Origin of the sequence: Sedimentitalea xiamensis, assembly GCF_030164465.1 — a bacterium.
GTDB classification, from domain to species: Bacteria; Pseudomonadota; Alphaproteobacteria; order Rhodobacterales; family Rhodobacteraceae; genus Sedimentitalea; species Sedimentitalea xiamensis.
This window is the reverse complement of the sequence record NZ_JASNJE010000011.1, coordinates 73,250-96,238: the sequence shown is the minus strand read 5'-3', so window position 1 is coordinate 96,238 and position 22,989 is coordinate 73,250. Positions and strand designations below refer to the sequence as shown.

General features: G+C 66.3%; 20 protein-coding genes. 16 read left to right on the top strand and 4 right to left on the bottom strand.

From position 1 onward, the window contains the following. The first annotated feature begins 1 nt into the window (after position 1). Both QO034_RS11060 and QO034_RS11055 read left to right on the top strand, forming a co-directional pair. On the top strand, positions 2–1,105 hold the full coding sequence (locus QO034_RS11060) for an SPFH domain-containing protein (RefSeq protein WP_284485594.1): 1,104 nt from the start codon (positions 2–4) through the stop codon (positions 1,103–1,105). A gap of 49 nt (positions 1,106–1,154) precedes the next feature. Further along, complete coding sequence (locus tag QO034_RS11055) at positions 1,155–2,237, top strand: TFIIB-type zinc finger domain-containing protein (RefSeq protein ID WP_284485593.1); 1,083 nt, start codon at positions 1,155–1,157, stop codon at positions 2,235–2,237. A 16-nt stretch (positions 2,238–2,253) separates the two neighbouring features. On the opposite strand, the gene QO034_RS11050 is transcribed toward QO034_RS11055, so the two are convergent. After that, positions 2,254–2,673 (bottom strand): Hsp20/alpha crystallin family protein, encoded by a 420-nt coding sequence (locus tag QO034_RS11050; protein WP_284485592.1) that lies wholly within the window; start codon positions 2,671–2,673, stop codon positions 2,254–2,256. A 141-nt stretch (positions 2,674–2,814) separates the two neighbouring features. Here QO034_RS11050 and QO034_RS11045 point away from each other — a divergent pair, with 141 nt between their 5' ends. The 9 genes from QO034_RS11045 (at position 2,815) to QO034_RS11005 (ending at position 14,337) form a co-directional block, all read left to right on the top strand. Continuing rightward, positions 2,815–3,495 carry a nitroreductase gene (locus QO034_RS11045; protein ID WP_284485591.1) on the top strand — a complete coding sequence of 227 codons (681 nt, stop codon included), beginning with the start codon at positions 2,815–2,817 and terminating at the stop codon, positions 3,493–3,495. Beyond that, complete coding sequence (gene dtd / locus QO034_RS11040; RefSeq protein WP_284485590.1) at positions 3,495–3,932, top strand: D-aminoacyl-tRNA deacylase; 438 nt, start codon at positions 3,495–3,497, stop codon at positions 3,930–3,932. Before QO034_RS11045 ends, dtd begins: the two co-directional genes overlap by 1 nt. A 5-nt stretch (positions 3,933–3,937) precedes the next feature. Further along, on the top strand, positions 3,938–5,917 hold the full coding sequence (locus QO034_RS11035) for a CocE/NonD family hydrolase (protein WP_284485589.1): 1,980 nt from the start codon (positions 3,938–3,940) through the stop codon (positions 5,915–5,917). Positions 5,918–6,037: 120 nt separating this feature from the next. Further along, positions 6,038–7,621, top strand: a complete 1,584-nt coding sequence (locus QO034_RS11030; RefSeq protein WP_284485588.1) for an ABC transporter substrate-binding protein — start codon at positions 6,038–6,040, stop codon at positions 7,619–7,621. A 1-nt stretch (position 7,622) separates the two neighbouring features. Next, the gene (locus QO034_RS11025; RefSeq protein WP_284485587.1) at positions 7,623–8,579 is read left to right on the top strand and encodes an ABC transporter permease; all 957 of its coding nucleotides are present in this window, start codon (positions 7,623–7,625) and stop codon (positions 8,577–8,579) included. Between the two features lie 112 nt (positions 8,580–8,691). Beyond that, a complete protein-coding gene (locus QO034_RS11020) occupies positions 8,692–9,507 on the top strand; it encodes an ABC transporter permease (protein ID WP_284485586.1) in 816 nt (271 codons plus the stop codon). Next, a complete protein-coding gene (locus QO034_RS11015) occupies positions 9,507–11,144 on the top strand; it encodes an ABC transporter ATP-binding protein (protein WP_284485585.1) in 1,638 nt (545 codons plus the stop codon). The genes QO034_RS11020 and QO034_RS11015 overlap by 1 nt, the downstream gene beginning before the upstream one ends. 152 nt (positions 11,145–11,296) lie before the next feature. Next, positions 11,297–13,246 carry a DUF3604 domain-containing protein gene (locus QO034_RS11010; RefSeq protein WP_284485584.1) on the top strand — a complete coding sequence of 650 codons (1,950 nt, stop codon included), beginning with the start codon at positions 11,297–11,299 and terminating at the stop codon, positions 13,244–13,246. Between the two features lie 254 nt (positions 13,247–13,500). Then, a complete protein-coding gene (locus QO034_RS11005; protein WP_284485583.1) occupies positions 13,501–14,337 on the top strand; it encodes an alkaline phosphatase family protein in 837 nt (278 codons plus the stop codon). 76 nt (positions 14,338–14,413) lie between these two features. Here the strand turns inward: QO034_RS11005 and QO034_RS11000 are convergent, their stop codons facing one another. Then, positions 14,414–16,303 (bottom strand): acyl-CoA synthetase, encoded by a 1,890-nt coding sequence (locus QO034_RS11000; protein ID WP_284485582.1) that lies wholly within the window; start codon positions 16,301–16,303, stop codon positions 14,414–14,416. A 239-nt stretch (positions 16,304–16,542) separates the two neighbouring features. Then, on the bottom strand, positions 16,543–18,363 hold the full coding sequence (locus QO034_RS10995) for an ABC transporter transmembrane domain-containing protein (RefSeq protein ID WP_284485581.1): 1,821 nt from the start codon (positions 18,361–18,363) through the stop codon (positions 16,543–16,545). 213 nt (positions 18,364–18,576) lie between these two features. Here QO034_RS10995 and QO034_RS10990 point away from each other — a divergent pair, with 213 nt between their 5' ends. The 4 genes from QO034_RS10990 (at position 18,577) to modC (ending at position 22,116) form a co-directional block, all read left to right on the top strand. Beyond that, a complete protein-coding gene (locus QO034_RS10990; protein WP_284485580.1) occupies positions 18,577–19,452 on the top strand; it encodes a hypothetical protein in 876 nt (291 codons plus the stop codon). Between the two features lie 83 nt (positions 19,453–19,535). Further along, a complete protein-coding gene (gene modA, locus QO034_RS10985) occupies positions 19,536–20,339 on the top strand; it encodes a molybdate ABC transporter substrate-binding protein (protein ID WP_284485579.1) in 804 nt (267 codons plus the stop codon). After that, positions 20,336–21,034, top strand: a complete 699-nt coding sequence (gene modB / locus QO034_RS10980; RefSeq protein ID WP_284485578.1) for a molybdate ABC transporter permease subunit — start codon at positions 20,336–20,338, stop codon at positions 21,032–21,034. The genes modA and modB overlap by 4 nt, the downstream gene beginning before the upstream one ends. Continuing rightward, positions 21,031–22,116 carry a molybdenum ABC transporter ATP-binding protein gene (gene modC / locus QO034_RS10975; protein ID WP_284485577.1) on the top strand — a complete coding sequence of 362 codons (1,086 nt, stop codon included), beginning with the start codon at positions 21,031–21,033 and terminating at the stop codon, positions 22,114–22,116. The genes modB and modC overlap by 4 nt, the downstream gene beginning before the upstream one ends. A gap of 58 nt (positions 22,117–22,174) precedes the next feature. Here the strand turns inward: modC and QO034_RS10970 are convergent, their stop codons facing one another. Next, a complete protein-coding gene (locus QO034_RS10970; protein WP_284485576.1) occupies positions 22,175–22,435 on the bottom strand; it encodes a DUF2312 domain-containing protein in 261 nt (86 codons plus the stop codon). 171 nt (positions 22,436–22,606) lie between these two features. On the opposite strand from QO034_RS10970, the gene QO034_RS10965 reads away from it, so the two are divergent. Beyond that, positions 22,607–22,825: a hypothetical protein gene (locus QO034_RS10965; protein WP_284485575.1), complete on the top strand. Its 219-nt coding sequence runs from the start codon at positions 22,607–22,609 to the stop codon at positions 22,823–22,825. Positions 22,826–22,989 lie beyond the last annotated feature (164 nt).

The following is a 22,989-nucleotide window of genomic DNA, read 5'->3' as shown; positions in this document are numbered from 1 at the left end:
CATGGGCATCTTCGACTTCCTGAGCGGCGAATTCATCGACGTGATCCACTGGGTCGACGACACCCGCGACACGATGGTCTGGCGCTTCGAACGCCAGGGCCACGCGATCAAGTACGGCGCCAAGCTGACCGTGCGCGAAGGCCAGGCGGCGGTGTTCATCCACGAGGGCCAGCTTGCCGATGTCTTCACCCCCGGCCTCTACATGCTGGAAACCAACAACATGCCGATCCTGACGACGCTGAACCACTGGGATCACGGTTTCAAGAGCCCCTTCGTGTCGGACATCTATTTCGTCAACACGACCCGGTTCAACGATCTGAAATGGGGCACCAAGAACCCGATCATCCTGCGCGATCCCGAATTCGGGCCGACCCGCATCCGCGCCTTCGGCACCTATTCCGTGCGCGTCACCGACCCGGCGAAATTCCTGACCGAGATCGTCGGCACCGACGGCGAATTCACCATGGACGAGATCAGCTTCCAGATCCGCAACATCATCGTGCAGGAATTCTCGCAGGTGATCGCCGGATCCCGGATTCCGGTCCTGGACATGGCCGCCAACACCTCCGATCTCGGCAAGCTGATCGCCGCCGCGATCTCGCCCACCCTGCAGAACTACGGGCTGACCATCCCGGAACTCTATATCGAGAACATCTCGCTGCCCCCGGCGGTCGAAGCGGCGCTGGACAAGCGCACCTCGATGGGAATGGCCGGGGATCTGGGCAAGTTCACCCAGTATTCCGCCGCCGAGGCGATGACGGCGGCCGCGAACAACCCGGCGGGCGGCGGCATGGCCGCCGGGCTCGGCGCCGGGATGGGCATGGCGATGGCGGGCCAGATGGCGCAACAGGGCCCCTGGGGCGCGAAACCGGCCCCGGCCGCACCGCCGCCGCCGCCGGTCGAACATGTCTGGCACATCGCCGAAGGCGGCGAAACCAGGGGCCCGTTCTCCAAGGCCACCATGGGGCGCATGGCGGCGGACGGCAGCCTGACCCGCATCACCTATGTCTGGACCGCCGGCCAGGACGGCTGGCTTGCCGCCGAGGACGTGCAGGAACTGGCCCAGCTCTTCACCGTGCTGCCGCCGCCGCCGCCCGCCCCATGACGACCGCTTCATCTTTCCCCAAATACTCCCGCCGGAGGCGGCAGATCCCGTGACCGAACACCGCTTTCCGTGCGAGCAATGCGGCGCCGATTACCGCTTCGATCCGGCCCGCGGCCTGCTGGTCTGCGACCATTGCGGCGACACGCAGCGCATCGACGGCGGTCCCTGGGGCGGCGCCAGCCTGCGCGAACTCGATTTCGACGCGGCCATCGCCCGGAACCTGCCGGAGGCCGAGATCGAGGAAACCCGCGTTCTCACCTGCCCGAACTGCGCCGCGCAGGTGGAATTCGACCCGGCGACCCATGCCGCGGAATGCCCGTTCTGCGCCACCCCGGTGGTGACGGACACCGGCACCAGCCGCCATATCAAGCCGCGCGGGGTGCTGCCGTTCCAGCTGGACGAACGCGCCGCCCACAAGGCGATGACCGACTGGCTGGGCCGGCTCTGGTTCGCGCCGGGAGGGCTGCGGGACTACGCCCGCAAGGGGCGCAGGATGCAGGGGATCTATGTCCCCTACTGGACCTACGACGCCGATACGGCCTCGCGCTACAGCGGCCAGCGCGGCACCATCTACTACACCACCCGCACCGTGATGCAGAACGGCAAGCGGGTGCAGCAGCAGGTGGCGCAGATCCGCTGGACCCCGGCCTCGGGCCGGGTCGCGCGGTTCTTCGACGACATCCTCGTGCTGGCCTCGCGCAGCCTGCCGAAATCCTACACCGACGCGCTCAGGCCCTGGGATCTCGCGGCCCTGCAACCCTACCAGCCGCAATATCTGGCCGGGTTCCGCGCCGAAGCCTATACCGTCAGCCTTCAGGACGGCTACGAAGAGGCCCGCCAGCACATGGCGCGGGTGATCGAACGCGACGTGCGCTTCGACATCGGCGGCGACCAGCAACGGATCACCGCGCTTGAGACCAACGTCCGCGATGTGACCTTCAAGCATGTGCTGCTGCCGGTCTGGCTCGCCGCCTACAAATACCAGGGGCGCACCTTCCGCTTCGTCGTCAACGGCCAGACCGGGCGTGTCCAGGGCGAACGGCCCTGGTCGGCGATCAAGGTCTTCTTCGCCATCGTCGTCGGCCTGGCCGTCGCGGCGGGCATCGGCTACCTCTCGGCGACCAGCCAGTAGCCCGCCGCGAGGCGTTTCAGCCCTTGGAAATGGAAATCTTCCGGGCGGCGCTGGCCTCCTTCGGCGACAGTTTCGGCACCGTCACATGCAGCACCCCGTCCTTCATCCTGGCGCTGGCCTTGCTCGCATCCGCATCCGCGGGCAGCCGGAACGACCGCCGGAACGCGCCATACTGGCGTTCCGAGAAATACCAGGTGTCGCCCTTCCTTTCCGACTGGGTCTTCTTTTCGCCCCGGATCGTCACCACCCCGTCCTCGACCGACAGGTCGATATCCGCGTCGGTGACGCCGGGAAGCTCCATCGAGATGTCATAGGCGTTCTCGCCGCCCGAAGCCTCGGCGGCCGGGTTCAGCCAGTCGGCGAGCCGGGCGCCCATGCTCCGGAACGGATCGTAAAGCGACGGCCAGAGACCGCTGTGTTCCGTCTTTTCCACCATGTCGGGGTCCTCCTTTTGCTGAGATGCGGAATCAATATGCAGGAACCAAGATATTTGCATTGATCCTGCTCAAATCGTCCGGCCCTTGCGGTTCCCGCCCCGCGCGGCCATCCTGCGGCGGACGCGGCACGGAGCGACAGGATGACCCTCACCCACCCCGATCTGGACAGGCTGTTCGCAGCGCGGCAGTCCTGCCGCGGCTTCGCTCCGGACCCGGTGCCGCGCGACGTGATCGAACGCATCGTCGGCACGGCGCGGCGGGTGCCGAGCTGGTGCAACGCCCAGCCCTGGCAGGTGACGCTGACCAGCGGGGCGGAAACCGACCGGTTCCGCGCGGCGCTGCGCCAGGAGGCGGAGACCGGCACGCCGAACCCCGACCTGCCCTGGCCCACCCGCTATGCCGGCGTCTACCAGGACCGCCGCCGCGCCTGCGGCTTTCAGCTTTACGACGCGGTGGGCGTCGCAAAGGGCGACCGCGCCGGCTCCGCCCGCCAGATGATGGAAAACTTCGACCTCTTCGGCGCGCCCCATTGCGCCATCGTCTCAAGCCCCGCCGATCTCGGCCCCTATGGCGCGATGGATTGCGGCGGCTTCGTCACCGCCTTCACTCTCGCCGCCCAGGCGCTCGGCGTCGCCAGCATCGCCCAGGCCGCCGTCGCCTCCTACGGGCCGTTCCTGCACCGCTATTTCGACATCCCGGACGACCGGCTGATCCTCTGCGGCATTTCCTTCGGCTATGCCGATCCGGACCACCCCGCCAACGGGTTCCGCACCGCCCGCGCCGAGGTGGCCGAAATCGTCGACTGGCACGGAGACGCCTGATGCGCGCGCTCGTCCAACGTGTCAGCGAGGCCAGCGTCACCGTCGACGGAACCGTCATCGGCGAGATCGGACAGGGCCTGCTGATCCTCGTCTGCGCGATGCAGGGCGATACCGGGGCCGAGGCGGCCAGGCTCGCCGCGAAGATCCCCAAGCTGCGCATCTTCAGGGACGAGGCCGGCAAGATGAACCGTTCGCTCGCCGATATCGGCGGCGCGGCACTGGTGGTCAGCCAGTTCACCCTCGCCGCCGACACCTCGCGCGGCAACCGGCCGGGGTTTTCCAGCGCCGCCGCACCGGCGGAGGGCGAACGGCTCTACATGTCTTTCGCCGCCGAACTCGCGGCGCAGGGGCTGACCGTCGCCACCGGCGCCTTCGGCGCCGACATGGCGGTGGCGCTGGTCAACGACGGTCCGGTCACGATCTGGATGGAAAGCTGACCGCCATGCCCGACGCCCGCAACACCCTGCGCGAGATCGAGGAATTGCCTGATATGGGCATCACCCTCGCGGACGGCTGCCGCCTCTCCGCCCGCGTCTGGCGTCCGGTGGATGCGGATGCCGACCCGGTGCCGGCGATCCTGGAATACCTGCCCTACCGCAAGCGCGACGGCACCTGCGCGCGGGACGCGCTGACCCACCCGTATTTTGCCCGGCGCGGCTATGCCTGCATCCGCGTCGACATGCGCGGCAATGGCGACAGCGACGGGCTGATGACCGACGAATACTCGGCGCAGGAACTCGCCGACGCGGTCGAGGTGGTGCACTGGCTCGCCGCGCAGCCCTGGTGTTCCGGCGCGGTCGGCATGATGGGGATCAGCTGGGGCGGCTTCAATTCCCTGCAGGTGGCAGCACTTGCGCCCGACCCGCTCAAGGCGATCATCACGCTCTGTTCGACCGTCGACCGCTTTGCCGACGACATCCACTACAAGGGCGGCTGCCTCCTGAACGAGAACCTCGGCTGGGGCGCCACCATGTGGAGCTATTCCTCCCGCGCGCCCGACCCGGCCCTGCGCCCGGACTGGCGCGAAATCTGGCTGGACCGGCTGGAACACGAACCCTTCCTGCCCGCCACATGGCTGCGCCATCAGCGCCGCGATGCCTATTGGCGGCACGGCTCGGTCTGCGAGGATTACGGCGCGATCAAGGCAAAGGTTCTGGCCATCGGCGGCTGGGGCGACGCCTACAAGAATGCAGTGCCGCAGATCGTCGGCAATATCCCCGGCAGCAAGGGCATCCTCGGCCCCTGGGTGCACAAGTATCCGCATTTCGCCGTGCCCGAACCGCGCATCGGCTTCCTGCAGGAGGCGCTGCGCTGGTGGGACCGTTGGCTCAAAGGCATCGGCACTGGGGTCGAGACCGACCCGGCCAGCCGCGTCTACCTGATGGACGGGGTGCGCCCGGCGCGCTGGTATGAAACCCGTCCGGGCCGCTGGCTGGCCGATCCCGGCACCCGGCCGCGCCGGATGCACCTGACCGATGCGGGCCTGTCGGAGACCGGCGCCCCCCTGTCGCGCAAGGTCTGCTCGCCGCAGGATTGCGGCGCGGAGTCCGGCGAATACTGCGCCATCTGGCTGGGTCCGGAACTGCCCGGCGACCAGCGGCGGGACGACGCGCTCTCCGCCTGTTTCGACAGCCCGCCGCTGACCGACGACGCCGCCATCGTCGGCGCGCCGCGCCTGCGCCTGCGGCTGGCCTCGGACAGACCGCAGGCGCAGATCGCGGTGCGGCTCTGCCATGTCCACCCGGACGGGGCCAGCACCCGCATCACCTACGGCGTCCTGAACCTCAGCCACCGCGACGGAGCGGCCGAGCCGACGCCGCTGCGGCCGGGCCGGGAATACGACGTCGAACTCGCGCTCGACCACATCGCCTACCGGGTGCCGGCGGGCCATCGGCTGCGGGTGGCGGCCTCGACCGCCTGCTGGCCGCTGGTCTGGCCCGCGCCGGAAACCGCCACCCTCACCCTCACCGGCGGCGCGCTCGACCTGCCGCTCTGCGACGCGGCGGCGACGCCGGGCTGGACATTTCCGCCGCCCGACGCCGACGCGCCCTGGCGGAGCCGCGAACTGCGCCCCGCATCCCACCTGCGCCGCCGCGAGACCGACCTGACCACCGGCACGGTGCACCTGGCGATCGAGGACGACTTCGGCAAGCTTCAGGACTCCGACCACGGGCTGATCGCCGGTTCCGTCGCCCGCGAACGCTGGAGCATCCACCCCGACGACCCCCTGTCGGCGCGCGGAACCTGCCACTGGACCGGCGAACTGGAACGCGGCGACATCCGCCTGCGCACCGAGGCCCGCTGCGAGATGTGGAGCGACGCCACCCACTTCCACCTGACCGCCCGGCTCCGGGCCTACGAGAACGACGCCCTGGTCCACGATCGCACGACGACCGACCGGATCGAACGCGACCACCTTTGACCGGCGCGCCCATTTGTCGGGCATTCCCCCTTGCGGCACGGGCAGAAATACGCAAACCTTGACTCACCAATCAACAAAAACTGCGCAGCAAGCGCGATTGAAACAACCGGGAGCTTCCATATGACCAATCCACTCGACTTCATGGCCGGACGCGTCGCCGCGGGCAAGATGAGCCGCCGCGAATTCATCGGTCGCGCCTCGGCGCTGGGAATAGGCGCCGCCATGGCCGGCACCATGTTCGCGCAGGCGGCGCGCGCCGCCGGTCCGGTCAAGGGCGGCACCCTCCGGATGGCCATCCAGGGCGGGTCGACCACCGACAACCTGGACCCGGCGCTGACCACCAACGCGGCCGGCCTGATCCTGATCCGTCTCTGGGGCGAGCCGCTGGTCGAACTGACCGACGATGGCGGGTTGCAGGGCAAGGTGGCGGAAAGCTTCGAAGGCTCGGCCGACGCCGGCACCTGGCGGTTCCGCATCCGTTCCGGCATGAGCTTTTCCAACGGCCAGCCGGTCACACCCGCCGATGTGGTCGCGACGCTGGAACGTCATTCCGACGACGAATCCAAATCCGGCGCCCTGGGCCTGATGCGCGATATCAAGGATGTCCGGGTCGATGGTCAGGACGTGGTGATCGAACTGTCCTCGCCCAATGCCGACCTGCCCTATCTGATGTCGGACTATCACCTGCCGATCCAGCCGAACGGCGGCAAGGACGACCCCAACGCCGCCATCGGCACCGGCCCCTATGTCCTGAAGGAAGCGGACATGGGCGTCCGTTTCGTCGCCGAAAGGAACCCCCACTACTGGGGCGACCTGGGCCATGCCGACACCCAGGAACTGCTGGTCATCAACGACGATACCGCGCGGGTCGCGGCGCTGCAGTCGGGCCAGGTCGACATGATCGACCGGGTTCCCCCGCGCACCGCCGGCCTGGTCGCCCGGGCGCCCAACATCAACGTCCACAAGACTTCGGGTCCGGGCCATTACGTATTCATCATGCATTGCGATACGGCCCCCTTCGACAACAACGACCTGCGACTGGCGCTGAAATACGCGATGAACCGCGAGGAAATGGTCGACAAGATCCTGTTCGGCTATGGCTCGATCGGAAATGACACGCCGATCAACGCCTCCTATCCGCTGTACACGCCGCTGGAGCAGCGCAGCTATGACCCGGACAAGGCCGCGCATCACTTCAAGCAGTCCGGCCATGACGGTCCGATCCTGCTGCGCACCTCGGACAACTCCTTCCCGGGGGCCCCGGACGCGGCGGCGCTGTATCAGCAGAGCGCGGCGGCGGCGGGTATCAAGATCGACATCAAGCGCGAACCCAACGACGGCTACTGGTCCGAAGTCTGGAACAAGCAACCCTTCTGCACCAGCTACTGGGGCGGGCGTCCGACCCAGGACCAGATGTATTCCACCGCCTACCTGTCGACGGCGGACTGGAACGACACAAGGTTCAAGAACGAAAAGTTCGACCAGTTGCTGTTCGCCGCCCGCGCCGAGATCGACCAGGCCAAGCGCAAGCAGATGTATGTCGACATGGGCCAGATCGTGCATGACGAAGGCGGGTTGATCTGCCCGATGTTCAACGATTTCGTCGAAGCCACCAGCACCCGCATCGACGGCTGGGTCGAGGGCGTGCAGGGCCAGATCCTGATGAACGCCACCGCCCCGCTCAGGATGTGGGTGAACGAGTGAGATGTCCCAGATCCTCAAGCTACTGGCTCAGCGCATCGCGCTGAGCCTCCTGTTGCTGTTTCTGGTTTCGATCCTGATTTTCGCCGGAACGATCATCCTGCCGGGCGACGTTGCGCAATCCATTCTCGGCCAGTCCGCGACGCCCGAGGCGCTGGCCAACCTGCGCGCCGAACTGGGGCTGAACGATCCCCCCCTGACCCGCTATTTCGCCTGGCTCGGCGGCATCCTCCAGGGCGATCTGGGCACCGCGCTGACCAGCGGGCAAAGCATCGCGGACGCCATCGGCACCCGTCTGGGCAACACCTTCTTCCTGGCTTTCTGGGCGGCGCTGGTCGCCGTGCCGCTGGCGATCTTCCTCGGGCTTCTGGCGGTGCGCTACCGCGACCGCTGGCCGGACAAGCTGATCTCGGCGGTGACGCTGACCTCGATCTCGATCCCCGAATTCCTGATCGGCTACGTGCTGATGTATTTCATCTCGGTCCGGCTCGGCTGGTTTCCTTCGGTGGCGATGATCAACGACGGCATGAACCTCGGGCAGAAGCTCAATGCCATCGCCCTGCCGGTCATGGTCCTGACGCTGGTGGTGCTGGCGCACATGATGCGCATGACCCGCGCCGCGATCCTGAACGTGATGCAATCCGCCTATATCGAAACCGCCGAACTCAAGGGGCTGTCCGGCTTTGACGTGATCCGCAAGCACGCCTTTCCCAACGCCATCGCCCCCATCGTCAACGTGGTGATGCTTAACCTCGCCTATCTCGTCGTCGGCGTGGTGGTGATCGAGGTGGTCTTCGTCTACCCCGGCATGGGCCAGTATCTGGTCGATCACGTCTCCAAGCGCGACGTGCCCGTGGTGCAGGCCTGCGGGCTGATCTTCGCCGCCGTCTACATCGGGCTGAACATGATCGCCGACGTCGTGTCGATCCTGACCAACCCCCGGCTGAGGCATCCAAAATGAGTTCTTTCCCGAAAAAACTCATTTCGTGCGACCAAGCGTCTTTGCGCAGTAAAGGCGCGGGGAGGCACCCGGCCGCAACAGGGCAAGCCGCCCTCACCCCGGAGATCGCGCGATGAAGAACATCCCCGTCTCCGCCATGATCGGCCTCTTCTTCACCGCGCTCTATTTCCTGATGGCGATCTTCGCGCCGCTGCTCGCCCCCTACGGCATGGCCGAGGTAGTCGGCGGGGTGTGGGAACCCTCCTCCGAACAGTTCCTTCTGGGCACCGACAGCATCGGGCGCGACCTGCTCAGCCGGATGATCTACGGCGGGCGCACCACCATCTTCATCGCCACCGCCGCGACGCTGATCAGCTTCGTCACCGGGTCGATCCTGGGCTTTCTCGCGGCGGTCAGCGGCGGCTGGATCGACCAGGCCCTGTCGCGCTTCGTCGATCTGATCATGTCGATCCCGACGCTGATCTTCGCGCTCGTCGTGCTTTCGGTGATGCCGGTCACCGTCCCGGTGCTGATCCTGGTCATGGGCCTTCTGGACTCGACCCGCGTCTACCGGCTGGCCCGCGCCGTCGCCGTGGACATCACGGTGATGGACTATGTGGAAGCCGCCCGCCTGCGCGGCGAAAAGACCGCCTGGATCATCTTCCGCGAAATCCTGCCCAACGCGCTCAGCCCGCTGGTCGCGGAAATGGGGCTGCGGTTCATCTTCGCGGTGCTCTTCGTGTCCACCCTGTCCTTCCTCGGCCTCGGCGTGCAGCCGCCCCAAGCCGACTGGGGCGGGATCGTGAAGGAGAACAAGGAAGGCATCGTCTACGGCATCCCGGCGGCGCTGGTGCCCGCCTTCGCCATCGCCACCCTGGCGATCTCGGTCAACCTGGTCGCCGACTGGGTGCTGAACCGCACCACCAGCCTCAAGGGAGGGCGCGGCTGATGTCCGATCCGCTCGTCAAGGTCCGCGACCTCAAGATCGGCGCGACAGTCTATCCGCCGGGGGAAAAACCGAAGGAGATCGAGATCGTCCACGGCGTCGATTTCGACCTGAAGAAAGGCGAGGTGCTCGGCCTCATCGGCGAATCCGGCGCCGGCAAGTCCACCATCGGGCTGGCCACCATGGCCTATGGACGCGGCGGGGTGGAAATCACCGGCGGCGAGGTCTGGGTCAATGGCCGTGACATCCTGCAATCCGGCCTGCGCGACGTGCGCCGCCTGCGCGGCGGCGAAGTGACCTATGTCAGCCAGTCCGCCGCCGCCTCCTTCAACCCGGCCAAGAAGATCATGGAACAGGTGACGGAGGCCGCGATCCGCCACAACAAGTTCTCCCGGCGCGAGGCCGAATCCCGCGCCGTCGATCTCTTCACGAGGCTCGGCCTGCCGAACCCGGAAACCATCGGCAACCGCTACCCGCACCAGGTCTCGGGCGGGCAGCTGCAACGCTGCATGACCGCGCTCGCCCTCTGCCCGGAACCGGATCTCGTGGTCTTCGACGAACCGACCACGGCGCTGGACGTGACCACCCAGATCGACGTGCTGGCGGCGATCAAGGAGGCGATCCGCGACACCGGCGTCGCCGCGCTCTACATCACCCACGACCTCGCCGTGGTGGCGCAGGTCTCCGACCACATCATGGTGCTGCGGATGGGCGACATGGTGGAATACGGCACCACCGACCAGATCATCAACGCGCCGAAAGAAGACTATACGAGGGCGCTGGTCTCGGTCCGCTCGATCAAGCATGTGGAAAAACCGCCGACGCCGGAACCGGTGCTGTCGGTCAGGAACATCACCGCGCGCTACGCGGGCACCCGGTTCGACGTGCTGCACGATGTCACCGTCGACCTGCATCCGGGCCAGACGCTGGCCATCGTCGGCGAAAGCGGCTCCGGCAAATCCACCCTCGCCCGCGTCATCACCGGCCTGCTGCCCCCGCGCGAGGGCCGGATCGACTTCGCCGGCCGCAGCCTGTCGCCCGACCTCGCCGGGCGCAGCCGCGAAGACCTGCGCGAACTCCAGATGATCTACCAGATGGCCGACGTGGCGATGAACCCGCGCCAGACCGTCGGCACCATCATCGGGCGGCCGCTGGAATTCTACTTCGGCCTCAAGGGGCGCGAGAAACAGAAGCGCATCCAGGAACTGCTCGACGCGATCGAACTGGGCGACGGTTTCCAGGACCGCTACCCGGCGGAACTCTCCGGCGGCCAGAAACAGCGCGTCTGCATCGCCCGCGCGCTCGCCGCCAAGCCGAAAATGATCATCTGCGACGAGGTGACATCGGCGCTCGACCCGCTGGTCGCGGACGGCATCCTGAAACTGCTGCTGAACCTGCAAAAGATCGAGGATGTCGCCTATCTCTTCATCACCCACGACCTCGCCACCGTGCGCGCCATCGCCGACAGCATCGCGGTGATGTATCAGGGCCGCGTGCAGCGTTACGGCGGGAAGACCGAAGTGCTCAGCCCGCCGTTCGACGATTACACCGACCTGCTGCTGTCCTCGGTGCCGGAAATGAAACTCGGCTGGCTGGAAGAGGTGATCGCCCACCGCAAGATGGAAAGCGCCGGGCACTGATCCCGCCGGCCGCGGCCGCGCCGATGCGGCCCTCAATGAATCCTTGCCCGGCCCCCCTCCGGCTGGCAAGATCGGGCAGGATTGCGATGACATTTGCGCGCCCGATCCTGCCTTCCGCATCCGGGCGTTTTCACCTGGCGAGGATATTGCACATGACACGATTTTCAACCGGATCGGGACTGCTGGCCTGCATGCTGGCGATCGCAGGCGGACCGGCGCCCGCGCAGCAGAATGTCGGCATCGCAGGCGCCGCGACCAAGGAAAACGTCAGGGTCGCCACCCCTGACAGACCCTATTCGCCCTATGCCGACCGCAAATTCCCGACGCGGCCCTTCTTCGGCGACACCCATCTGCACACGGCCTTCTCGATGGACGCCGGGGCCTTCGGCGCAAGGCTGACCCCGCGCGACGCCTACCGCTTCGCCCGCGGCGAACAGGTGATGTCGAACACCGGCCAGCCGGTCCGGCTGTCGCGCCCGCTGGATTTTCTCGTGGTGGCCGACCATTCCGACAACATGGGCTTCTTCCCGGATCTCTTCGCCGGCAAGCCCAGCGTGCTGGCCGACCCCACCGGCCGCAAGTGGTATGACATGATCAAGGCCGGAAAGGGCAACGACGCCGCGATGGAGATCATCGTCGCGTTTTCGCACAACACCTTCCCCGACGATCTGATGTATTTCCCCGGCACCCAGGGCTACAAGAACGCCTGGCAGCAGACCATCGACGCCGCCGAGGCGTTCAACGATCCGGGCACTTTCACCGCCTTCATCGGCTATGAATGGACTTCCAACACCGACGGCAACAACCTGCACCGCAACGTCATCTTCCGCGACAACGCCGACCGGGCCGGGCTGGTGCAGCCCTTCACCGTCTACCCGCCCTTCGGCAGCGACGATCCGGTTAAACTCTGGGAATGGATGGCGAATTACGAGGAAAAGACCAGCGGCAGCGTCCTGGCCATCGCCCATAACGGCAACCTCTCCAACGGCATCATGTTCCCGGTCGAACAGGCCTTCGGCAAGGCGCTGGACGCGGATTACGCCAAGACCCGCGCCAAGTGGGAACCGCTCTACGAAGTCACCCAGACCAAGGGCACGGGCGAGGCCCATCCCTTCCTGTCCCCGAATGACGAATTCGCCGATTTCGAGCTTTGGGACAAGGGCAACCTCGACGGCAGCACCGCCAAGACCAACGACATGCTGCAATACGAATATGCACGGCAGGCGCTCAAGAACGGGTTGCTGCTTGAGAAGACGCTGGGCACCAACCCCTACCAGTTCGGCATGATCGGCAGCAGCGACGCCCATACCGCGCTCGCCGCTCTGGGAGAGGATAATTTCTTCGGCAAGACCGTGCCGCAGGAACCCGGACCCGACCGCATGAAGGCGGTCTTCGTCGACAACAAGGAAACCGGCGTGCAGATCTTCGACTGGGAGGTCGGCGCCTCGGGCTATGCCGCAGTCTGGGCCGAGGAGAACACCCGCGCCTCAATCTGGGACGCGATGCAGCGTCGCGAAACCTACGGGACCACGGGGCCGCGCATGGCGGTGCGCTTCTTCGGCGGCTGGGACTTCGCCGCCGCCGATGCCCTCGACCGGACCCCGGCCACGGTCGGCTACGCCAAGGGCGTGCCGATGGGCGGCAACCTCGCCACCGCGCCCGAAGGGGCCACCGCGCCCACCTTCCTGACGGCGGCGCTGCGCGACCCGATCGGCGGCAATCTCGACCGGATCCAGATCGTCAAGGGCTGGATGGACGCCGAAGGGGCGCTGCACGAAAAGGTCTTTGACGTCGCCTGGTCCGGCGACCGCAGCCCGGACCCCGAGACCGGAAAGGTGCCGCCGGTGGGCAGCACGGTGGACGTGGCCACCGCCACCTACACCAACTCCATCGGCGCACCCGAACTGGCGGCGGTCTGGACCGATCCGGAATTCGACGCGTCGCAACCGGCCTTCTACTATGCCCGCGTGCTGGAAATCCCGACCCCCCGCTGGACGGCCTACGACGCCGTGCGCTTCGGCAGCACGCCGCCGGACGGCGCCCGCATGACCATCACCGAACGCGCCTACACCTCGCCGATCTGGTATCAGCCGCCGGGCTGAACCCCGCGGCGGCGCGTTCACGGCCCGTCGGGCCATCGCTGCGCGCGCCCCGTCAACCCTTCCGCGGACCCGGTTTCCGCACCCCGCGTATGCACGCCGTCTGCACGCGGTATGCACGGGCTGCACAGCCGCCCCGGCCAATGAAACAAGGGGGTTAACGTCAAATACGCGCCCCGGCGGTTTTTCCGCCCCGCCCGGTTGCCTTTCGCCTCCGTCTCCGTTCTTGTCGCAGCGCGGGCCAGACGGAGAACCCCATGCAGAACAAGCTCCTCCTCATCCTCCTCGACGGTGTACCGGAACGCAATTTCCGCCGTCTCTTCGGAAACCTCGAAGGCTGGGTCCGGTCAGGCGACGCCCGCGTCTGGACCCACCGCGCCGTGCTGCCGTCGATATCCGCCAGCTGCTATGCCTCGATCCACACCGGCGTGTCCCCGCAGGTACATGGCAGCACCGGAAACGGCAACGTGTTCCGCCTGTCCCAGCCCGATGTCTTCTCCCAGACCCGCGCCGCCGGCGGCGTCACCGGGGCCGTCGCCCATTCCTTCTGGTCGGAATTCTTCAACCGGCATCCCTTTGATTTCGTTCGCGATATCGAATATGACGAACCCGACAGCGCGACCATCAACCACGGCCGGTTCCACACCATGACCGCCTATGGCCACGCCAACCAGATGACGCCGTCGGATGTCGATCTCTTCGCCACCCTGACCAGCCTGTGCCAGCGGTTCGGCCTGGATTACGGGATGCTGCACAGCTGCACGCTCGACAGCATGGGCCACCGTTTCTTTCACGACTGCACCGAGATGGACCACGCCTGCGCGGTGATGGATGAAATGCTCGCGCCCTTCATCCCGCGCTGGCTCACCGCCGGATACGAGGTGATCGTCACCGCGGATCACGGCCAGGACGACCGCGGCCATCACGGCGGGTGCGGGGCGCTGCAACAGGACACCGCGCTCTACTATTTCGGCCCGGCCGACGGCCCGCCCGAAGGCACCGTGATCGACCAGCTGCAACTGGCTCCGACGATCCTGTCCCGCCTCGGCGCGCCGATCCCCGAAACGATGCAGGCGACCCCGTTTCTGCGCTGACGCGAAGGGGGCGCGCCCATCCGGACGCGCCCCAAAAACCATTGTGATTCTATAGGCTTGACCGATTCCCGCCGGATCAGGCCGCCCATTCCCAGGGCTGCGCGAAACCGCCGAGCACCCTGGCGACATCCGCTTCGTCGGCACCGTTCCGGGACAGCTGCGCCACCAGTCCGCGTTTCCTGTCGTCGATCACCGACGCGACCCGCGCCTGCACCTTGGCGTCTTCCAGCGCGGCATTGTAGATCCGCGTGATCGCATGCTTGCGCAGGTCCGGCTTGAACACCTTGCCGACCGCCGTCTTGGGAAGCTCGCTCAGGATCGTGATGTGTTTGGGCCGGGCGGCCCTCTCGTGCACGTGCACCTGGCAATATTCCAGCAGTTCCTCGGGCGTCACCGTCTTGCCTTCAACCAGTTCGACGAAGGCGCAGGGCAATTCGCCGGAATGTTCGTCCGGCTGTCCGATCGCGCCGGCGAACGCCACCGCGTCATGACCCAGAAGCGCCTCTTCGATCTCTGCCGGGTCGATGTTGTGGCCGCCGCGAATGATCAGGTCCTTCGCGCGCCCGGTGATCCAGAGATAGCCATCGCTGTCGATCCGGCCAAGATCACCGGTCCGCAGGAATTTTCCGTTGAAATAGAGGTCCTTGTTCTTGTCGGCCTCGGTGTAGGTATGGCCCACGTAGACGCCCGGATTGGAGATGCAGATCTCGCCGATCTCGTCCACCGCCGCCTCCACCGGCCCGTCCGGCGACGCGTTGTAGATCTTTACATCCGTATAGGGGAACGGAATTCCGATGGAGCCGATCTTCTTTTCCCCGTCAACCGGGTTTCCGGAGACAAGGCAGGTCGCCTCGGTCAGCCCGTAGCCTTCGATGATCGTCACCCCGGTCGCCTTTTCAAAGCGCCTGAACAGTTCCATCGGCAGCGGCGCGGAACCGGAAAACGCCTTTTTCACTGTCGAGATATCCGCGTTCACCGGGCGCTGCATGGTCGCCGCGATTGCGGTCGGCACGGTGACGATGAAGGTCGACTTGTAGCGTTCGTTCAGCTTCCAGAAATTGTCGAACACCCCCTCGCCGCGATAGCCCTGCGGGGTCGGGAAAATGACGTGGCTGCCGCAATAGACCGCCGCCATCAGGATCACATGGCACGCCATGACGTGGAAAAGCGGCAGCGGACACATGATGTTGTCGTCCGGCCCCAGCAGCAATTCGCCGCCGACCCAGCCATTGTAGACCATGCCCGAATAGGTGTGCTGCGCGACCTTCGGCATGCCCGTCGTGCCGCCGGTGTGGAAATAGAATGCGACCCTGTCGCCGTCGCTGTCGGCAAAGCTCAGCTTGGCCGGCTGCCTGGCGAGTTCCTTGTTGAAGTCCTTGTAATCCGCATGGGCGAGATGTTCCCTGTCGGGCATCTTCGGGCGGATCAGCGGCACGATCCAGGACTTGGGCGGCGCCAGGTAACGGTTCAGGTCGACTTCAAGCACCGTATCCACGTCGGGCGCGTGGCGCACGGCTTCGGCGGTTTTCTGGGCGACATCGGTTTTGGGGAACGGCTTCAGCGTCACCACGACCTTGGCCTTGGTTTCCCGCAGGATCGACGCGATCTGTTCGGGTTCCAGCAGCGGGTTGATCGGGTTGGCGATCCCGGCAACGGCCCCACCCAGAAGGGTCAGGACGGTTTCGTTGCAGTTGGGCAGGATATAGGCGACCACATCGTTTTCGCCGACACCAAGCGACCGGAACAGGTTGGCCGCCTGGCTTACCTTTTGCAGCATGTCCGACCAGGTCAGCGTTTCCGCCTTGTCTTCCGGCCCGGACAGGATCTGATAGCTGATCGCCTTGTTGCCCGGAAACTTCTTTGCCGTCCGCGACAGCATCTGGAACAGGGTGGCGGGAACATCCCGGTCCTCCCATGGCATTTCGTTCTCTATGGCATTACGATCCGCCATGTTTGCGATCGGCATTCTCGCGTCCTCCCCTGATGGCCCGGTTCCGGGTTATTGTGTCCGATCAAAATGGGGGTAAATCGGTTGCTGCGCAAGACATTGGACCACACCGCCCCCGGTTCGCAGCGCCTGACGTCGCGAAACAACGGCGGCTTCGCGACCGGATCGGCGGGTGGCGGGGATATGCCAGCCGCACCGGCCCTTCAGGGAGACCCGCGGGCGTCCCCGAACCACCGGAGATCCGGCCCGCGGACCGCCTATTCCGCGGCCAGCCCGTCGGTGAACTGTAGTCGCGCCAGCCGCGCATAAAGCCCGCCCTGCGCCACCAGTTGATCGTGCGATCCTTGCGCCACGATCCGCCCCTGATCCATGACGACGATCCGGTCGGCCTTCTTCACGGTCGCAAGCCGGTGCGCCACGATCAATGTCGTGCGGCCGGAACTGAGCTCGTCGACGGCGCGCTGCACCGCCCGTTCGCTTTCGGCGTCCAGCGCGCTGGTCGCCTCGTCCAGAAGCAGGACCGGCGCGTCCCGCAGGATGGCGCGGGCAATCGCGATTCGCTGTTTCTGCCCGCCCGACAACATCACGCCCCGTTCGCCAACCTCGCTGGCATAACCGTCGGGCAGCGCCATGATGAAGTCGTGGGCCGCGGCGGCGCGCGCCGCCTGTTCCACTTCGGCATCGCTGGCATCGGGACGCCCGAAGCGGATGTTCTCGCGGGCCGAGCCGGCGAAGATCACCGGATCTTGCGGCACCAGCGCGATATGCTTGCGAAACGCATCCCGCGACATATCGGTCAGGGCCACCCCGTCCAGGAGAATCCGCCCGCCGTCCGGGTCATAGAACCGCTGGATCAGCTGGATGATGGTGGTCTTGCCAGCCCCCGAAGGCCCGACGAAAGCGACCGTTTCGCCCGGCGCGATGTCCAGCGCCACGTCGTCCAGCGCAACGGTGTCCGGGCGCGCAGGGTAGCGGAAGGACACATCCAGAAATTCGATCCGGCCGCGCACCGGCTCCGGCAGGCTGACAGGCCGGGCGGGGTCCTGGACGCTATCGGTGCTATTCAGCAGTTCGACCAGCCGTTCCGTGGCCCCTGCCGCGCGCTGCAATTCGCCCCAGATCTCCGAAAGCGCCGCGACGGACCCGGCCACCATGACCGAATAGATCACGAACTGGATCAGCGCGCCTTCGCTCATCGCGCCGTCGCGCACGTCCCGCGCACCCATCCACAAAACGCCGACGATGCCGGTGAAGACCAGGAAGATGACGATCACCGTCATCAGGGCGCGGACGCGGATCCGGTGCCGCGACACGGAAAACGCGGTTTCGGTCATCTCGGCGAACTGCCGGCGGCTGACGGCTTCATGGGTGAAGGCCTGAACCGTCTGAACCGCGCCCAGGGCTTCGGAGGCATTTCCGGAACTGGCGGCGATCCAGTCCTGGTTTTCCCGGCTGAGTACCCGCAGACGCCGGCCGAGAACCAGGATGGGCACGATCACGGCGGGCACGATCAGCATGACCAGTCCGGTCAGTTTTCCCGATGTCAGCAGCATCAGGACCAGCCCGCCAACCAGGATGAGCGCATTGCGCAGCGCGATGGAAATCGACGAGCCGAGCACCGACTGGATCAGCGTCGTGTCCGTGGTGATCCGACTCAGGACCTCGCCCGTCATGATCCGTTCGAAGAACACCGGGCTCATTCCGATGACCCGGTCGAACACGGCCATGCGGATATCGGCGACCACCCGTTCGCCCAGCCGGGTCACGAGCGCGTAGCGCAGCCCGGTGCCGACCGCCAGCAAGCCTGCTATGGCAAGGGCCGCGATGAAATAATTGTTGAGAATGGCCCCGTCCCGGACCCGGAAATTGTCCACCACCCGGCGCACCGCCAAGGGCAGCGTCAGCGACACGCAGGCGGTCAGCACAAGCGCCATCATCGACGCGACGATCAGCCCGCGATAGGGCGACATGAAGGGCCACAGGGCCTTCAGCCCGGTGATCTCCTTTGAGCGGGCGCGCTCTTCGGTCGCGCCGGGGGCGGCGGCTGCCGGAATGTTCGCCGTTTGCGCACGGGCCATGGATCGTCCTTCGGTCACGGTTTCCTGCACCGCGCGATCGATCGGCGGTCTGGTCCCGTTTCATGGCGGCGCAAGGCGCTGGGGTCAAGCGGCCAGATGCCGCGCCGGTCGCGGCGCGCGGGCGTCCGGCCGCACGTCAAGCGGTTTGACGCTCCGTCGCCAAAGCGGTAGCTGACGAGGATCAGCATCTGTCGGGAAGGTCGGCCACCGTCCATGCATGTCATTCTCCACACCGGCGTGCACTGCACCGACGAGGACAGGATCTTGAAGTGTCTTCTGCGCAACCATCAGGAATTCTCCGACCGGGGGGTCGCCGTTCCCGGCCCCGGAAAATACCGCGACCTGCTGGGGCAGACCTTTCGCGCGATGGAAACCTCCGGGATCGCGCCCGATGCCCGCGATGTGGTGATGGAGGCCATCCTGGACAACGAAACGGCGGATCGGATGATCCTGTCCAATGCGTTCTTCTTCGGGTCCAGGCGCCAGGCCGTTTCCGGCGGTCAGTTCTACCCGTCGGCCCCGGCGCGGGTGGCGCAGATGCAACGGTTGTTCGCCGGCGACCGGCTGGACCTCTTCATGGGTATCCGCAATCCGGCCAGCTTCCTCCCCGAGGTTCTGGGCAAGGCCGGCCCGCAGCAGCTCGCAGAGGCCCTGGACGGGGAAGACCCCCGCAGCCTGCGGTGGTCCGATTGCTTGAAGGAAATGCGCGCCACCGCCCCGGATCTGCCGCTGACCATCTGGTGCAACGAAGACACGCCGCTGATCTGGGCAGAGATCATACGCCGGATGGCCGGGCTTGAACCGGGCCGAAAGATCACCGGCGGGTTCGATCTTCTGGGCGAGATCATGACCGCGGAAGGGATGGCCGGTTTTCGCGCCTACCTGCAAAAGCACCCGAAACTGACCGAGCCGCAGAAACGCGCCGCCATGGTGTCCTTTCTGGACAGGTTCGCCATTCCGGAGAAATTCGAGCAAGAACTGGATCTGCCGGGTTGGACGCAGGACCTCGTCGCGGACCTCACGGAAATCTACGACGCCGACATGCAGCGCATCCGGGACATTCCGGGGGTTCAGGTGATCCTCCCCTAGGAGCGCTGCGGCAATTCCACTTGCATCGCGTCGCCGCGGCTTGCGATACCTGTCCTCATGTTTTCTGGCGGAGACCGACACAGATGATCCCCGAGCCGATCCGACGCCGGATGGCAGCTGTCCTGTTCGGCCTCGTGCTTGTCGGCGCTGCGCTGCTCGGCGCGCCCAGACCGGCCCCGGCGGGCGAAGCCATCACCGTTTTCGCCGCCGCCAGCCTGAAAACCGCGCTCGATGAGATCTCTGCCCTCTATGCAGAAGGCGGCGGCACGGCGGTGGTATCGCTTGGCGGCAGCGCGGCCCTGGCGCGGCAAATCCAGTATGGGGCGCCGGCGCAGGTCTTCATCTCGGCCAATACCGCGTGGATGGACGCGCTCGAATCCGGCGGTCTGATCGACGCCGCTTCGCGGGTGAACCTTCTGACCAACCGGCTGGTGCTGATCGCGGGCCGCGACGTGCAGACCGATCTTGCCATCGCACAGGGGTTCGATCTGGCGGGGGAACTGGGCAGCGGAAAACTGGCGATGGCGCTGGTGGACGCGGTGCCCGCCGGAATCTACGGCAAATCCGCCTTGCAGTCGCTGGGCGTCTGGGACGCGGTGGAACCCAAGGTGGCGCAGGCCGACAATGTCCGCGCGGCCCTGATGCTGGTCGCGATGGGGGAAACGGATTTCGGCATTGTCTATGCGACCGACGCCGCCGCAGACCCGCGCGTGCGCGTGATCGGCCTGTTCCCGCCGGAAAGCCATCCGCCAATCCTCTACCCGGCGGCTGTCGTCGCCGGACCGGCGCAGGACCAAGGGCAGGCGTTTCTGGATTTTCTGCGTACTCCGGCCGCAACCGAAGTCTTCCTGCGTCAGGGATTTGGCCTGGCGGAGAGCGGTTCGTGACCGACTGGCTGCAACCGGCGGAGTGGCAGGCGCTGGCCCTGTCCCTGCGGGTCTCGTTCTGGTCCACCCTGCTCAGCCTGCCGCTGGGCGTGCTCGTGGCCTATGCGCTCGCCCGCTGGCAGTTTCGCGGCAAGCAACTGCTGAACGGGCTGGTGCATCTGCCGCTGATCCTGCCGCCGGTCGTGACCGGATACCTGTTGCTGCTGACCTTCGGCCGCCGGGGCCTGCTGGGGGCCTGGCTGGAAGACGCGTTCGGCCTGGTGCTCGCCTTCCGCTGGACCGGGGCCGCGCTGGCGGCGGCAATCATGGCCTTTCCGTTGCTGGTGCGCGCGCTTCGGCTGGCGATCGAAGCCGTCGACCCCAAGCTGGAAGACGCCGCCGCGACCCTTGGCGCATCGCGGTTCTGGGTCTTTGCGACGGTCACGCTGCCCTTGATCCTGCCGGGACTGATTGCCGGAGCGGTCCTGGCCTTCGCCAAGGCGATGGGCGAGTTCGGCGCGACGATCACCTTCGTATCCAACATCCCCGGACAGACCCAGACCCTGCCATCGGCCATCTACACGTTCCTGCAGGTGCCCGGCGGCGAATCCTCGGCGCTGCGCCTCGTGGTGGTGTCCGTCGTGGTGGCGATGTCGGCCCTGCTGGTGTCCGAACTTCTGGCGCGGCGGGCCGCAAGGCGGGTGGCCGGCGCATGAGCCTTTCGGTCGACATAACCCATCGTCTCGGCGCGCTGGACCTGTACATCGCCTTTCAGGCGCCCACCGGAATCACCGCGCTGTTCGGACGCTCCGGAACCGGGAAAACCACCGTGATCAACGCCGTCGCCGGCCTGCTACGACCGGAAAGCGGACATATCGAACTGTCCGGAGAGATCCTGTTCGACGCAGAGGCCGGCATCTCCCTGCCGATTCACAAGCGCCGCCTGGGCTATGTGTTTCAGGACGGGCGGCTTTTCCCGCACTTGTCTGTGCGCCAGAACCTGACCTTCGGCCAGAGGTTCGCGGCGGGCTCCGGCGGCCTTTCGCTGGCCGATGTCTGCGACCTGCTTGGCATCGCGGGCCTGCTCGACCGTCGGCCCGGCACCCTGTCCGGCGGCGAAAAGCAGCGGGTCGCCATCGGACGGGCGCTGCTGTCGCGGCCCCGGATGCTGTTGATGGACGAACCGCTCGCCGCGCTGGATTCCGCCCGCAAGGCCGAAATCCTGCCGTTTCTGGAACGCCTGCGCGATCAGACGGATATCCCGGTTCTCTACGTCAGCCATTCGGTTGCCGAGGTCGCCCGGCTCGCCACGACCGTCGTCGTCCTGGAAGCCGGCAGGGTGGCCCGGTCCGGACGCGCGGAACAGATCCTGTCGGACCCGGACATGGTCCGGCAGCTGGGGGTGCGCGAGGCCGGCGCGGTGCTGCCCGCGAAGGTCAGGGCCCATCACGCCGACGGGTTGAGCGAACTCGACATTTCCGGCGGCCGGCTGTTCCTGCCACGGATGGACGTCGCACCGGGCACGACAACGCGCGTCCGCATCCTGGCGCAGGACGTCATCCTGTCCCGCGATGCCCCTGTCGGCCTGTCGGCGCTGAACATCCTGCCGGTCCGCATCATCGCCCTGCACGAAGGCAACGGACCCGGCGTGATCGTGCAGATGCAATCGGGCGAGGACCGCCTGCTCGCCCGGATCACCCGGCGTTCGGCGGACGCCATGGTCCTGAAGGAAAACGAGAATGTCCACGCGGTGGTGAAATCGGTCTCGATTGCAAGAACGGATGTCGGGACCGCGTGACGCGGGAGACCGCCACCCCGGCGGCCTGGTCCGGTTCCCGCTTTGATCCCGGCGGGATTCAGTTCATCCCCAGCGCTTCCTTGTACATCTCGAGAATCGCCTCTTCCTCGGCGATGTCGTCCTTGTCGCGCTTGCGCAACGCGATCACCTTGCGCATCACCTTGGTGTCATAGCCGCGGGCCTTGGCTTCGGCCATGACCTCTTTCTGCTGATCGGCGATGTCCTTTTTCTCGGCTTCAAGGCGTTCGACCCGTTCGATGAACTGTCGCAGTTCGGTCGCTGTCACTCGGTAACTGGTGTCCGTGTTCGTATCGCTCATGTCCGGGCTCTCCGTGAGTCTTGCGTGGCGTGGAACCTGCCGGATACGCCCGCAGCGGCCGGTCCGCAAGACGGAACCCCATCCGGTGAACGCGGCCGGCCCGACATCCCGGTTGCCTCATGCGGGATCATCCGCTAGGCGCAACGCACAGATACCAACCCGGAGTTCCCTATGTATGAAATCATGATCTGGGCCGGCGCGGCCCTGTCTCTGGTGGGACTTTGCGGCCTGGTCTGGTGCATTCTGCGCGTCGCCAGGGCGCGGCGCGCCAAGCTTGCCGACGACCAGATGCGCGCCATCCTGCAATCGGTCCTGCCCGTGAACATGGGCGCATTGTTCCTGTCCGTGATCGGACTGATGCTCGTGGTCGTCGGCGTGATCCTGGGCTGATCCCTCGGCTGTAAACCCGTGAACGGGTTTCTCAGGTGTTGACGCTTGCGTTTCATTTCCGACGGTGCAGGTCAGCCGTGGCGTTTCAATCTGGCGGATTTCGAACGGGGCTTGATCCGGCCCCTTCTTCCCGGCAAGCCGGGGGAGTGGCGCGAGTGGTCCAG